13 protein-coding genes and 1 pseudogene are annotated in these 13,927 nt (G+C 63.1%); 1 reads left to right on the forward strand and 13 read right to left on the reverse strand.

Annotated features, from left to right (window positions below; genetic code table 11):
• Positions 1-98: 98 nt before the first annotated feature.
• The 13 genes from Q319_RS0111750 to Q319_RS28120 all read right to left on the reverse strand — a co-directional run bounded on the left by Q319_RS0111750 (position 99) and on the right by Q319_RS28120 (position 13,636).
• Positions 99-1,808 (reverse strand): GGDEF domain-containing protein, encoded by a 1,710-nt coding sequence (locus Q319_RS0111750; RefSeq protein ID WP_081846011.1) that lies wholly within the window; start codon positions 1,806-1,808, stop codon positions 99-101.
• Positions 1,798-3,405 (reverse strand): HD domain-containing phosphohydrolase, encoded by a 1,608-nt coding sequence (locus tag Q319_RS0111755; protein ID WP_051655332.1) that lies wholly within the window; start codon positions 3,403-3,405, stop codon positions 1,798-1,800. Before Q319_RS0111755 ends, Q319_RS0111750 begins: the two co-directional genes overlap by 11 nt.
• 263 nt (positions 3,406-3,668) lie before the next feature.
• Positions 3,669-4,592 carry an LLM class flavin-dependent oxidoreductase gene (locus Q319_RS24490; protein ID WP_245619149.1) on the reverse strand — a complete coding sequence of 308 codons (924 nt, stop codon included), beginning with the start codon at positions 4,590-4,592 and terminating at the stop codon, positions 3,669-3,671.
• Positions 4,593-4,744: 152 nt separating this feature from the next.
• Entirely contained in the window at positions 4,745-5,980 is a 1,236-nt protein-coding gene (locus Q319_RS0111765) for a hydantoinase/carbamoylase family amidase (RefSeq protein WP_029482697.1), read from the reverse strand.
• Between the two features lie 50 nt (positions 5,981-6,030).
• On the reverse strand, positions 6,031-7,047 hold the full coding sequence (locus Q319_RS0111770; RefSeq protein WP_029482698.1) for an alpha/beta fold hydrolase: 1,017 nt from the start codon (positions 7,045-7,047) through the stop codon (positions 6,031-6,033).
• A 134-nt stretch (positions 7,048-7,181) separates the two neighbouring features.
• Positions 7,182-8,252 (reverse strand): ABC transporter substrate-binding protein, encoded by a 1,071-nt coding sequence (locus tag Q319_RS0111775; protein ID WP_029482699.1) that lies wholly within the window; start codon positions 8,250-8,252, stop codon positions 7,182-7,184.
• Between the two features lie 67 nt (positions 8,253-8,319).
• Positions 8,320-9,306 carry an ABC transporter permease gene (locus tag Q319_RS0111780; protein ID WP_051655333.1) on the reverse strand — a complete coding sequence of 329 codons (987 nt, stop codon included), beginning with the start codon at positions 9,304-9,306 and terminating at the stop codon, positions 8,320-8,322.
• Positions 9,282-10,166, reverse strand: coding sequence for an ABC transporter permease (locus Q319_RS0111785; RefSeq protein WP_245619155.1), 885 nt, complete (start codon positions 10,164-10,166; stop codon positions 9,282-9,284). Before Q319_RS0111785 ends, Q319_RS0111780 begins: the two co-directional genes overlap by 25 nt.
• Positions 10,159-10,983, reverse strand: coding sequence for an ABC transporter ATP-binding protein (locus tag Q319_RS0111790; protein WP_245619151.1), 825 nt, complete (start codon positions 10,981-10,983; stop codon positions 10,159-10,161). Before Q319_RS0111790 ends, Q319_RS0111785 begins: the two co-directional genes overlap by 8 nt.
• Positions 10,980-12,401, reverse strand: a complete 1,422-nt coding sequence (gene hydA / locus Q319_RS0111795) for a dihydropyrimidinase (RefSeq protein ID WP_029482703.1) — start codon at positions 12,399-12,401, stop codon at positions 10,980-10,982. The genes Q319_RS0111790 and hydA overlap by 4 nt, the downstream gene beginning before the upstream one ends.
• Positions 12,398-12,856 (reverse strand): type II toxin-antitoxin system VapC family toxin, encoded by a 459-nt coding sequence (locus Q319_RS0111800; protein ID WP_029482704.1) that lies wholly within the window; start codon positions 12,854-12,856, stop codon positions 12,398-12,400. The genes hydA and Q319_RS0111800 overlap by 4 nt, the downstream gene beginning before the upstream one ends.
• Positions 12,856-13,119 (reverse strand): hypothetical protein, encoded by a 264-nt coding sequence (locus tag Q319_RS0111805; protein ID WP_029482705.1) that lies wholly within the window; start codon positions 13,117-13,119, stop codon positions 12,856-12,858. The genes Q319_RS0111800 and Q319_RS0111805 overlap by 1 nt, the downstream gene beginning before the upstream one ends.
• Positions 13,120-13,150: 31 nt before the next feature.
• A complete protein-coding gene (locus Q319_RS28120; protein WP_169816509.1) occupies positions 13,151-13,636 on the reverse strand; it encodes a hypothetical protein in 486 nt (161 codons plus the stop codon).
• A gap of 88 nt (positions 13,637-13,724) precedes the next feature.
• Here Q319_RS28120 and Q319_RS0111810 point away from each other — a divergent pair.
• Positions 13,725-13,927, forward strand: a pseudogene (locus Q319_RS0111810) (IS4 family transposase); the annotation flags it as partial.

The raw sequence follows: 13,927 nt of genomic DNA on the forward strand, positions 1-13,927 counted from the left end.
TCCGGGACAGCAAGTCTGTCGTGCTTACTGGCAGCGCCTGTGCCTGTCACGGACGCACCCCCAACCGTCGAAAACGTGGCCGAACCAGGGAATTCGGCTTATAGACAGGGCTGCATGTCACGGGCGACGCCAGCCTGTTTCGCGGCCACCCTGACCGCATTTCTGCCAGCGGCTTTTGCGGCGTACAGCGCCCGGTCGGCGTTCATCAGGACGCTGGTGATGTCCTGTTCACCGTCCAGCACGGCCACTCCGAAACTGCCTGTGGTCATCAGGCCAGGAGCCAGCGTTTCCCAGGACGCGTTTTGCAGCGAGTCGCGTAGCCGCAGGCAGACTGACTCCGCCTGCTGGGCCGTCACGTCCGGCAGGATCACGATGAACTCCTCGCCGCCCAGACGGGCCAGCAGGTCCTGTTCGCGTAATTCGGCGCCGAGCAGGCGGGTCACCCCGGTCAGCACCGCGTCCCCGACCAGATGTCCGAACGTGTCATTCACGCGCTTGAACAGGTCGAGGTCGAGCAGGGCCACCGCACTGGGGCGGTTCTGCCCGGCGCGGGTATGCAGGTCGGCCAGCACCTGCATGGCCCGCGTGCGGTTGGGTGCGCCGGTCAGCGGGTCGCGCAGCGCCGCCTCAGCCAGGGCTTCGGCGCGCACCTCCGCCTCGCGTGCTTGCTGAGCGATCTGCCGGACCAGGGCGCGCTGCTGGTGGTAATCCCGGTACAGATTCTCCACCCCGTGGGTCACCTCCTGCTGGGTCTCGTAAGCCTCGCGGTAACGCCCCGCGCGCGCGTAGATAGCCGCCAGTTGTTCCCTGGAGCGGGCCTCCCACAATTCCGAGGCGGCCTCATGGAAATAGCCGACGGCCTGCCCGGCGTCCAGAATCGCGTTTTCCAGATCCCCGATCCGGGCGGAGACGCGGCTGCGGTCCAGCAGTGCCCGGCCATATAGCAGCGGAAAGTCTGCGTTGCTCGTGAGCTGGACGTGTTCGTCGGCCAGCGTGCGGGCGACGGTCAGTTCACCAGTCCACAGCGCGTGCCGGGTCAGGGCGTCGAGCAGCGCCGCCGTGTCTAGCAGGCTCAGGGCGTGCCGATCCTCCAGTCTGACGGCCAGCAGCGCGGCAGAAACGGCCAGTTGGCGTTCGATCTCGGGCGGATGGGCTGCGGCGCTGACGCCAGCGGTGCCAGCCAGCAGGGTTTCCGAGGCGGAGACCACGAAATTGATGTGGAAGATCTCCCAGAGCTGCTGTGCGCCGGGTTCCAGCAGCGCCCCCATGGACGGGGAGTGCAGGAGTTCCAGCAGCGGCTGGGTGGCCTGGTGGTAGTTGCGCCGTTCCAGCTCGAAATGCGAGGTGTTGATCGCCACCAGCGCCACGCCACGGTCGTCGGCAATCGCCCCTGCCAGCGTGAGGGCCACCCCAAATTCACGCTGCGCGCCCGCATCGTCATAGGATTCCATCATGGCCAGCGCCAGCGTGACGTGGGCCTTGACCTGCGAGCGTCCGTCCCCGCTGGCACGTGCCCAGACCAAACAGTTCAGGGCATGTTCCATCGCTACCTTGAGGTCCCTGAGATCCAGGGCGATATACGCCGCTTCGCGGTATGCCAGGAATCTTGTGGCCGCCGTGCTGCCAGAATCGGTTGCCTGGACCTCCAAGGCGTGCAGCTCTTCCCGAAGCGCCGAGGTTCCCGCGCTGCTGTCCGCGCCGGTCTGGCCCGGTGCGCTGGAGCCTGAACTGACGGAGCCTGGGCCTATGGAATCTGGGCTGCGTGGCCGCCCCGTCAGATACTGATCTGCCGTGTCGTTATCCGTCATGGTCGCCTCCGTCATCATCAAACAACGTCTCGAAGCAGGCCAGTGCCTGGGGATCGAACTGACTTCCGGCCCCTCGCCGCAACTCGTCCAGGGCCTGCGCGTGGGTCCAGGCGGGCTTGTACGGACGCTTGCTGATCAGCGCGTCGTAAACGTCTACCACACTGAAAATACGCGCCAGCAGGGGAATCGTCTCGCCGCCCAGGCCGTCCGGGTAGCCCGCGCCGTCCCAGCGTTCGTGGTGGGAGCGCACGATGGCCCTCACCTCGCGCGGCACGAAGATCTCCTCGCGCAGCATGTGGTCGCCGATGATCACATGTCTTTGCATCAGCGCACGCTCCTGCGGGGTCAGCGGCCCTGGCTTCCGTAGGATGTCGTCGCCCAGCGTCACCTTGCCGATGTCGTGCAGGTACGCGCCCCAGCGCAGGTGCTGCAATTGCGCGTCGTCCAGCCCCAGGGTCTGGCCCAGGCGCAGGGACAGGGACGTGACGCGGTCCGTGTGTCCAAAGGTTTCGCCGTCCCGGCCTTCCAGGACGCGGCCCACGGCGCGCAGGGCGGCCTCACGCATCTGGCGCATCTGCTCGAAGGTGGCGATCCGCTCCTGCGCCCGGTCCACCCGCGCCGCCACCATGTCCAGCAGCGCCGCCAGCTCCGCCGGAATTGGGTGCGGCGTGTCCAGCTTCAGGAGACCGATGATCCCCACGATGCGGGTGCTGCTTCGCAGCGGCGCGGCCAGGATGGAGCGAACACGCCTGAGTTCCGGCGGTGAGTCCGGGTGGGCGTGGTATTCCGATATCGCGGCGCTGTGGTTGCTAGCGATGATCTCGGCAATCAGGCCGCGCGGCTCGTGCACATTACTCAGGTCTGCGGCGATGGTGTTGGCCACGGCCTCCTGGCCCTGAATCATGCTCAGATGGACCAGACCGTCTTCATCCACCGCCATCACGGCCCCGACGTCGAATTCGCTCAGGGCCAGCAGCGTTTTCAACGCCTCCCGCGCAATGTCGTCTGGCTGTGCGAGGGTTTCGAGCTGTGCCGACAGCCGAGCGAGCTGCTGATACTGCGTGGCGCTGCGCTGCGCGTCTTCAAGCGCTTTCCAGCGGCTATAGGCCACCCCCGCCGCCTGCCCCAGCAGCAGCAACAGATGCGCGTCTGCCGTGCCCAGAACCTCGTCACTGTCGGTGGTATCAGCAGACAGCACGCCCAGCACCTGACCGTCCGGGGCCAGCAGCGGCACACCCAGGTACATGCCGGAGCGAGGCCGCCCCGCCACAAAGTGCGCGTCCGTGTGACTGAAGGCTTCCTCTACCAGATACGGGGCCGAGGTCGCCATCACATGCCAGCCCAGGCCCTGGCCTCTGGGCAGGCGGCGTCCGGTGGCGGCTGCCGCACGCTGTCCTGCGGCGGCCACCACCCTCAGCTCATCAAACTCGGCACAGTGCAGCACGAGCACCACGGTGGTTGCCCTTGTCTTTTGCAGCGCCAGGGTCACGCAGCGTTCAAAGACGTCATCTGCCGACTGGGCCAGCAGCACCACGGTCTGGAGGTCCAGTTCCGGTTTCTGGCCCAACTGAGCAGGCAGGCTGATCTCTACCGTCATCTTCTAGGAGACCGATGACTTGAATATGGAACACGGGACAGCATGCAGCATAGATATCTGAGTATAAGGTCATCCGCCTGTCCGCAACATCACAGGATTTTGTAAAAATTTGCGGGTGGCCTGCCTTGCGCCTGATCAGCTCAGGACTCGGCCAGTGCCGGTTTCCCGCGAAGCAGTGGCATCACCTGCGTCCCCAGCCGCTCGATGCCGCGCAGCATCTCGGCGTGGGGCAGCAGCACGTTGGTCATCTGGAAGGTCAGGCGTTACAGGCCGCCCAGCATCCGGTCCATGTCCAGCGCCTTCTGTGCCACGGTCTGCACGTCGCCGATCAGGTAAGCCCCCGTCGGCCCGCAGGTCGCGTCGAACTGTTCGCGGGTGGGGGGCCGCCAGCCGCGCTCCTTTCCGATGGCCGAGAACAGCCGCTGATGCCCCGGCCAGAAGGCGTCCCTGGCCGCCTGCGGGGTCTCTCCCACGAAGCCGAAAGCGTGGACGCCCACCTGAAGCTGTTCGGGGGTGAATCCGGCCTGCTGCCCGGCTCGGCGGTACAGATCGATCAGGGGCCGGAACTGCCGGAAGTCGCCGCCAATGATGGCCACCATCAGCGGCAGCCCTATCGTTCCCGCGCGAACGAACGAGGCCGGAGTGCCGCCCACGCCCAGCCAGATGGGTAATTTTTCCTGCATGGGCCGGGGGTAGATCCCCTGCCCGTTCAGTGCGGGGCGGTGCTGACCGGACCAGTGGACGTGGCTCTGGTCCCTGATCCTGAGCAGCAACTCCAGTTTCTCGGCAAACAGCGAGTCGTAGTCCTGAAGCTCCAGTCCGAACAGCGGGTAGGCCTCCACAAACGACCCCCGGCCCACCACCAGTTCCGCCCGGCCCCGCGACAGCAGATCCAGCGTGGCAAATTCCTGAAAGACCCGCACCGGATCGTTGGCGCTCAGGACCGTCACGGCGCTGGTCAGGCGGATGCGCTGCGTTCTGGCTGCCGCCGCCGCCAGAATCAGGGCGGGTGCGGAATCCAGATATTCAGGGCGGTGGTGTTCCCCGATGCCGAAAACGTCGATCCCGGCGCGGTCTGCGGTCTCGATCTCTTCCAGCAGGTTGTTCAGCCGGTCCGCTGCTCCCAATGTCTCGCCCGTGTGTGGGTCCGAGACGACGGCGGCAAAACTGTCAATTCCAATCTGCATGTGGTGCGCTCCTGTGGATCAAAGTGTGGGCTAAAGAGGGGGGTGGCCAGCGAAGATCTGCTTGACCTGATCACCACACTATACTCTGTTTTCCAAAGGGGTTTGCTCAATTTAGGTTCTGATGAATTGTGAATGCAGACTGATCACTTCCATTACTGCCTCTGCCCCACCCACGCCATCGCCCGGTCTGTCAACCTATCCAGCGCCTCTACGCTTTGCAGGATGTGTTCTTCCTCCGTGTCCTCAATCTTGTTGTGGCTGATGCCGCGCAGGCTCTGCACAAAGATCATCACGGTGGGAACGCCCGCGCGGGCCACCTCTGCCGCGTCGTGGAGGGGGCCACTGGGCAGGCGGTGGCTGTGCGGCACGACCTCCAGAATCGAGGCGTCTGCGGCCTCTATCAGCTCCGGGTGAAACAGGATCGGCTCGATGTTCCAGAGGTCGCCGAATGTGACGGTGCAGCCGCCCTCCTCCGCAAATTTCTTCGCTGCGTCCTGTGCGTCCTGCCACATGGCTGCGAGCCTGCCAGCTTCTAAATTGCGCTGATCCAGCGTGATCTCGCAGGTTTCCACCACGCTGGTCACGATGCCGGGCAGCGTCTTGCAACTCCCCACCGTACAGACGCCTCTGTGGCGTTCAGCGATGCTGTAAATTTCCTGCGAGAACTGTCCGGCGGCGCGGAAGGCGTCCCGGCGCACGTTCATGGGAGTACTGCCCGAATGCGCGGCCTGCCCGTGAAAGGTGATGGTGTGACGCTCCACGCCGAAGGTGCCCAGGACTGCGCCCAGCGGCAATTTCATTCCCTCCAGCACCGGCCCCTGCTCAATGTGCAGTTCCAGGTAGGCGGCGGCGTTCTTCAGTTCCTCGCGGGCGTTGGGGGCGTCGGCCAGCGTGATGCCCACACGCTCCAGCGCCTCCTCCAATCCGATGCCGTCGCGGTCCTTCAGCTTCCGCATTTCATCAATGTCAATATTTCCGCCCGCCGCGCTGGAGCCGTACAGACTGCGGCCAAAGCGTGCGCCTTCCTCATCGGCCCAGTCCACCAGACGCACGGTCACGGGAGGCGTTCCCTGCCCGGATAGGCGGCGCAGCACTTCCAGGCCCGCCAGCACGTTCAGGCAGCCGTCCAGCCAGCCGCCATTCGGCACGCTGTCAAGGTGGCCGCCGATCAGCAACTCTTTGTCAGACTCGCCCTTCAGCGTGGCCCACAGGTTGCCCGCCGCGTCGGTGTGGATCTCCACGGGCAACTCCGCGAGTTTGTCGGTCAGGAATTTGCGGGCCGCCACCCAGGTATCGGTAAAAGCCACGCGCTGAGCGCCGTCCACGTCGCCGGTCAGTTCGCGTAGGGCCTTGAGTTCATCCAGGGTCCGTTGTGGATTGAGGGTCATGGCCCACCTTAGCGAAAAAGTTGGGGCAGGGCGACTCTTCGGTCAGCGCGCTATTCAGCCAGCGCGCCTCGCACCGCCGCTTTCAAAAAGGCCAGTTCCTCCGGCAGTCCGGCGGGGCTGCCTGCCCGGTGGCCCCAAACGGAGGGAATGGGTTGCAACTCGCCGCTCTTCAGCCATTTCAGTTCGGCGGCGTTGTCGGCCACCCGGAAATACAGATCGGTTTCACTGGGCAGCAGCAGCACCTGTGCCTGAATGGCCCCCAGCGCCGCCGCGAGGTCGCCGCCATACAGGTCATTGGCACTGATGTCGCCGTGAGACCACGTCAGGGCCTGGGCATACAGGTTGGCGGCGTCTCGCACACCAAAACCCGCCTCCCAGTCGGTTCGCAGGTAGGTTTCCAGATCGGGCGCGCCCAGAACGGTGCGAAACAGCTCCTGACGGTAGAAGTCCTGGCTCAGGCCCCAGCCCGCGTAGATGTGCCCGAAGGCCCGCAGCGAGGCGTGCGGCACGGCGCTGAACTGACCGCCACCCACATATTCCGGTGCGGCCTCCAGCGTCCGCAACAGGCCGGACAGAAAGACCTTATTATGGGGGGCGGTTCTGGCGCTGCCGCACACCACAAAGGCACGTTCCACCCGCTCTGGGAACAGTGCGGCCCAGTGATACGCCTGCATGGCTCCCATAGAAAAGCCGTAGGCGGCGGCCAGATGTGTGACTCCAAAGACCTCGCGCAGCAGCCGCTCCTGCGCCAGCACGTTGTCGCGTACCGTGACGACTGCCGGGTAATCGGGCGTGTTGGCCGCGCCCGACGACAGGCCGTTGGAGAACATGTCGGGAATGACGATGAACCACTGCGTCGGGTCCAGAATGCCGTCCGGGCCGATCAGCCAGTTCTGGCTGTCATGCGTGGCCGTGTAGCTCGTCGGATACACGATCACATTGTCGCGCGCCGCATTCAGTGTGCCGTGGGTCTGCCACGCCAGCTGGGCATCCCGGATCACGCCGCCGCGCTCGGCGTTCCAGTCTCCCAGCTCAAACACGCCCTCCTGCACGGGCCAGGAGGTCATGCGGTCCCGCCGATTTGACAGAGAGCGTGTGGCAGGTGTCTGGGAGAGATCGTGGGCATGCCGCCTAGCCTACGCCCACGGATCGGAAAGGGCCACAGGGCTGGAGGCGCGTCCCTGTGGCCCTGCCCTGGAGCTTACTTCGCCTTCTTGCCCGTCGCCATCTCCCAGACCTTGTAATTCACGGCTCCGGCGCTGGGGGCGGTTTTCAGGATACCCAGTTCCATCAGTTGCTTGACGTTGGCGTCGTAAGTGGCCCTATCCAGCAGTCCGGCGTTGCCCTTGAGGGTCTGTCCGGCCCGGTACAGCTTGGCCACCTCGGTCATCTGCCAGGTCTGGTGCCCGGCGGCGCTGGCGCGGGTGCCCGAACCCTTGCAGGTGTTGCCGCAGTTGACCAGCACGGTCTGCACCGCTTCTTTCTGGTTGGCCACCGCGTAATTCCAGCCCTTGATGGTGGCGCGGACCAGCTTGGCGGCTACCTCCTGCCCGCTCATGCCGCTGTTCTTGAAGTTTTTATTGTCCAGCGTTTTCTGCGTGGTAAACATCAGGTCTTCCAGCAGGTTGACGCCGTAATCGCTGGTGTTGAAGATCTTGAGCTTGTCCAGTGAGTAGCCCAGACCCACGATCTGGTCAATCTCGTTGTAGGTCATGGCCGACACCAGATCCACCTTGTCGGGGAAAACGAGGCTGGGGTCAAAGGGATAGGTGACGGCCTGCACGCTGGGATTGGCCACGGTGCTGTCCAGGCTGGTGGTCATGCCGTACTTCTTGAGAAGCGCCACTGCCGGATACTCGTTGCCGCTGGGCCACACGCCGACGCGCTTGCCCATGAACTGCTTGGGATCGGTCAGGTTGCTGGATTTCAGGGAAACCAGGGTATAGCCGCTCTTCTGGAACAGTTGCGCGATATGCACCACGGGCAGGCCCTGCTGGCGGGCGGTCAGCAGATCGGTAATCCAGGTGGTCCCGAAGTCGGCGGCCCCCGTCGCCACGGTCTGAATGGGCGACTGGTCCCCGATGGGCAGCAGGGTCACGTCCAGCCCCTCGGCCTTGTAAAAGCCCTTGGCCTGCGCCACAAAGAACCCCGCGAACTGCGCCTGCGGAAACCACTTGAGCTGCAACTTCACCGGAACGTTGGCCGCGCCCGCCGAACCCAGGGCTGAGGCGATGAGGGCGGCGGTCAGGGCGGTCAGGACATTTTTCTTCATGGTGTTCCTCCGGGCGCGCGGGGCGCAGTAGATGGAAAAAAGTTGGGGCGATACGGTCTTCGGCGGCTTACCTGGGTTGTCGTCGGCTCGCGTGCCAACCTGTGAACCGCGCTTCCAGCCACGAGATGACTCCGTAAAAAGCGATACCCAGCACCGAGGCGATCACGATGGCAGCCCACACGATGTCCAGATTGAAGCGTCCGGCCTCAATCTGAATGCGGAAGCCCAGCCCCTGCCCGGTGGTGCCGAAGAATTCCCCCACAATCGCGCCGATCAGGGCCAGCGTGGAACCGATTTTCAGGGCATTGAACAGAAACGGCAGCGCACTCGGCACCCGCACAAGGCGGAACGAGGCGGCGGGCGTGACCGCGTAGGTCTGCATCAGGTCCAGCAGCAGCGGATTGGCGCTCTGCAACCCGCGCACCACGTTCACCACCACGGGGAAAAAGACCGTGATGCCTACGATGATCGCCTTGCTGGGCCACTCCAGCCCGAACGCCTTGACGATCACCGGGGCCAGCGCCACGATGGGAATGCTGGCGAACAGCCCGGCGTAGGGCAGCGCCCCGCGTTCCAGAAACGGAAAACGCACGGCGGCCAGCGCCACCAGAATGCCCGCCGTTACCCCCGCTATATACCCAAGCAGCGCCTCCTGTACGAAGGTCACGCGGGCATCGCCCAGCAGCACGGTGCGCGAGTTGTACAGGGCGGTGACGACGCGTGTGGGTGTGGGAATCAGGCCGGGGGGAACGCCGTAGGCGCGCAGCAACCCTTCCACTGCGATCAGCGCTAGCACCGCAGCCAGCAGAGCGGGAACCACTCCCGTCATCCGGCGGGCCAGTGCGGCCAGACCGTAAATGCCTGCTCCCAGTCCCAGCACAATCAATCCCAGACTCAGCGCCTTGCGCGCGGGTGGCACGCCGTCCAGCGGGAAGCTCCAGACATTCCAGACGGCGGCCAGCAGCAGCCCCGCACCCAGCACGAACGCCAGCCACCCCAGCCCCGGCAGCCTGCCAGTTCTCCCCCCGCTTAGCGCGACTGTCCGGCTCGCCACGGGGTCACCAGCCTCTCAATCAATCCCAGCACGGCCACCAGCGCAATGCCCAGGCCCGCGCCGTACAGCATGATCACCCACAGCGCCAGCGTGTCACTGGCCCGCGAATTCTCGGCCAGCATCTTGCCCAGCCCCGAAAAACTGATGGTGCTGATCTCCGCCACGATGGAGCCGATCAGCGCGGCGGTGGCCGCCACCTTCAGCGAGGTAAACAGAAACGGCAGGCTGGCGGGCAGCCGCAGCTTCCAGAACGTCTGCCAGCCCGACGCGCGGTAAGTGATCAGCAGATCTTCCTGCATGGGATCGGGGCTGCGTAACCCTGCCGCCACACCCACCGCCACTGGAAAAAAGGCGATGTAGGCGGCGATTAACGCCTTGGGCAGCCAGCCCTGCACGCCGTACTGCCCCAGCACGACGGCCAGCATGGGGGCGAGGGCGATCACTGGAACGGTCTGCGAGGCGATCAGCCAGGGCAACGTCACGCGCTCAAAGGCCCGGCTGCCCACCAGGCCCACCGCCAGCAGAATGCCCAGCACCGAGGCGATCAGCAGGCCCACGATGGTTTCCCCCGCCGTGACTAGGGTGTTGTAGGGAACGCTGGTGGGGGCCATCGGCGGCAGGCTCATGGTCCGCAGGCTGCTCCCCAGTTGCGCGGGGGCGGGCAGCACCGGATTGCGAAGCTGGGTGGCGCAGGCGATGGCCGTGGCACAGCCCAGGTCCGCGCCGCTGTCCAGACTGCGCTGTGCCGCGCCCGCGTTGACCCACAGCATCAGCGGCCAGTACAGTGCCAGCGCGATGACGGCCACGATGATCATGGGACCGATACTTCCGGCCATGATGGGACGCCGTGCCTTAATCATCCGCGTCAAACCCGTGGCCCCGGCGCAGCAACTCGCGCACCCGCGTCGCCAGCTCAAAAAAGCGCGGACTCTCGCGGGTTTCCACGTTGCGCGGGTAGGGCAGATCAATGTCCACCACGCCCTCAATCTTGCCGGGCCGCGAGGTCATCACCACGACGCGCGTACTCAGAAAGACCGCCTCGGAAATGCCGTGGGTCACGAACACCACCGTCTTTCCTGTTTCCTGCCACAGCCGCAGCAGTTCGCCGTTCAGGTGTTCACGCGTGATCTCGTCCAGCGCGCCGAACGGCTCGTCCATCAGCAGCAGATTGGGGTCAAAAGCCAGGGCGCGGGCGATGCTGACGCGCTGCTGCATTCCGCCCGAAAGCTGCCACGGATAACGCCCCGCAAAGCCCTCCAGGCCAACGAGTTTCAGCATTTCGTGGGCGCGGGCCTGCCGGGTGGCTTTGGGCGTGTTCATCACATCCAGTGGCAGCAGCACGTTGTTGAGGACCGTGCGCCATTCCAGCAGCGCGGGGGCCTGAAACACGTAGCCGTAAGCGCGTTCCTGCCGGGCCTGGGCGGGTGATTTGCCGCCGATCAGCAACTCGCCGCCCGTCGGCGTGATCAGGTCCGCCATCAGCCGCAGCAGTGTTGTTTTGCCACAGCCGCTGGGGCCGATCAGGCTGATGAACTCGCCCTTCTGGATGTCCAGATTGGCGTCTTGCAAGGCCACCGTATCGCCCTGTGCGCCCCGAAAGACCATATTGAGGTCTTTGAGGTGAACAGCGGGCTGGGTCATGTCGCGCACCGTAGGCGCTGGGGCGGTGGCGGTCAACCCCGATCCTCGGCAGAAGTTAGATTCTGGCCGGGTTCTGGAGGCTGCCTGGGCGAACGCCGCAGCAACTGCCCGCGCCCCGCCTCGCCTACGAACTGGCCGTCCCGCACCGCCACCTGTCCGCGTACCGTGACCACGCTGGGCCGCCCGTCAATCTCAAAGCCTTCAAAGCCGCTGTAATCGTTGTTGACGTGCGACGTTTCGGCACTGATCGCGCCCCGGTACGCCGGATCATAAATCACCAGATCGGCGTCCGAACCCACCTCAATCGCTCCTTTCTTGGGGTACAGGCCAAAGATTTTCGCCGCGCGAGTGCTGGCGGCGTCCACGAAGCGGCTGGGGCTTAGGCTGCCCCGGCTGACGCCGTAGGTGTACAGCAGGTGCACACGGTCCTCAATGGCCGGAATACCGTTGGGAATCAGGGTGAAATTGTCGTCCCCCATATGCTTTTGCTCCACATCAAACGGGCAGTGATCGGTGGCAACGGTGTCTATATCGCCGTCTTTCAGTGCCTGCCACAGCGCTGCCTGATTGGCTTTGTCGCGCAACGGCGGACTCATCACGTATTTTGCGCCCTCCACGCCGGGGCGTTCGGCATACGTTTTGTCCAGCAGAAAATGGGGAATCACGGACTCAATGTGAATGCTCACGCCCCGTTTGCGGGCGTCCAGCGCGGCTTTCAAGGACTTCGCATTGGACAGATGAACTACATAGCCCTCTGCCCCGGTCATCTCTAAAAAGGTGGCGAAATGCGCGGTGCCGTCGGCCTCCACCTGTTCGGGGCGGCTGGGTTCGTGCCACTCGGAGCCCGTTTTGCCCTCCGCCAGCAATTTGCCTTGGAGTTGCGACACCAGTTCGGCGTTCTCGCAGTGAGCGGTGACCACCACGCCCAATTCCTTTGCCAGCGTCAGGGTGTTGAAAAGAGCGGCGTCCTCAATCCCAAACGCCCCCTTGTACGCCAGAAAGACCTTGAAGGAGGTCATGCCGTCTGCCACCAGTTCCCGCAACGTCTGCTCAGTTTGTGCATCCCAGCGCGTCACGCCGATGTGGAAGGTGTAATCGCAGGCGCTGTTGCCCTCGGCCATGCTGGACCAGGTGTTCCAGCCGTCGCGCAGTTCATCGCTTCCGGCGGGAGCCAGCATTTCAATAAAGGTGGTGGTGCCGCCGATCAACGCGGCCTGGCTGCCCGTGGCGTGCGTGTCCTTGGCAAAGGTTCCCATGAACGGCAGGTGGATATGCACATGCGGGTCAATAAAGCCGGGGAAGATGTAATTCCCCTCTGCATCTATGATTTCCGCGTCATCCGGCGCGATTAGATTATCGCCGATCAGCGAAATCGTTTCGCCTTCCACCAGAATGTCCGCCCTATACTGCCGTTCTGCCGTGACGATCTCGCCGTTCTTGATAAGCAGTGTCATAGGGTGGAGCCTCCTTCGGAAAGATCGGCGGGGTTAATCACTTGAATGCCGAAACGTTTGAAATCAGCGACGTTTCTGGTCAGAATTGCATCCAGACCATGAACTTGCAAAGCAGCAGCGAGGCGGGCGTCATGTGTGGGCTTGCCTGAAACCTGATGTTGGGTCACCAGGGTCAGCCAGCGGGGGAAAATTTCGGGGGAATCGGCGAGCAGAGGAACATGCGCCAGGAAGCGGTTCATTCCCAGCGCCACATCTGCGGGCGAAAGGCCGAATCCGCTGGCTGCTCCAGCGGGCCGAGTCATCACCGCCCACATTTCGTAGATGCACTGCGGCACCACGAAAAGTTCATGCCCACTGCCATAAAGCTGACGCACTGCTGCGGTCATCACGGCATGGTCTGAATCGCTGGTATTGACCAGTCTCAATGCAATGTTCGTATCCAATAAAACGCGCATCAGTCGTAGATATCGTCTCTGACATCATAATCGGCAGGCCAGCTTACGCCAGTTGTTCTGGCGATACTGGCAACGAAGTGGTCAAACGCCGCCATCCGTTCCCCCACATCCTCAATCTCATGCAAGCGCCGGGGCCGGGGCGTCAGCGAGACGATCTGGCCATCGGCTTGAAGTTCAAATTCGCGGTTTTTGAGGGTTTCCAACGTCGCGGCGTCGGTTTGCACGCGCCCTTCATTGTCAATCCGAATTTTTGCGGCGGTCATGTGGCCTCCATATTATCTCAAGAGAAAAAAATCAGAGTTCCGTCTGAGAAAAAACGGCCTGAATTTTGTCTTTCTGAGATTGAGACAGCTCTACCATAAAGTGGTCATGCGGTATCGTTAGAAGTTCATTATCTAGTTCGCGTCCCACGGGCAGCTCTCCTCCTTTCTCATAAACCAGTGAACCGCCAAGATCAAGGTACAACTGAATTCTACGTTCAAATCCAGACATTCTGCATTCAATAGCTTCAACGAGCCTAGCCTCAAGCTTGATTGAGGCTGGCTCATCTCTTTCTCCCTCGTCCCAGAATTTAATAGATGAAGGTGCGTCCGGCATGGGTGATAGATACCAGACCGCAAAGCCGCCTAAAGTATTTAAAAAAATACCAGTTTGTGTCATTTCGTAAAAACTGGCGTCACTGACTGCTTCGCCCCACTGCTCATCATAGTCCAGGCAATCCAATCTAATATCTAGATAATCACTTGGATTTCGTAAGTCATAGTCTTCAGTACTGGACAACTTGATGTTGACAGTGTTCTGAACGGCATTTTTGCCGTTTGGGCATTTGATCGTAGTCTGAAACGGCAGTAGGCGGCTTCCTGAAGCTGTGAAACAAGAAGAAGCCGCCCAGATCGACGCTATCAAGTTCGTCCAGCTCCTGAAAGAGCGCTTCCCCTTCTTGCGCCGCGATACCCTGCAACGTGCCCAGGATGCGATATGTGCGCTGATTGAGCAGCGCTCCACCAATCAGCAGCAGTGGTCCCAGGCCATGCCTGGGACTGGCTCCCCAGAAGCCAAGAAAAAGCGTCT

This window comes from Deinococcus marmoris DSM 12784 (genome assembly GCF_000701405.1).
In the GTDB taxonomy this organism is placed as follows: domain Bacteria; phylum Deinococcota; class Deinococci; order Deinococcales; family Deinococcaceae; genus Deinococcus; species Deinococcus marmoris.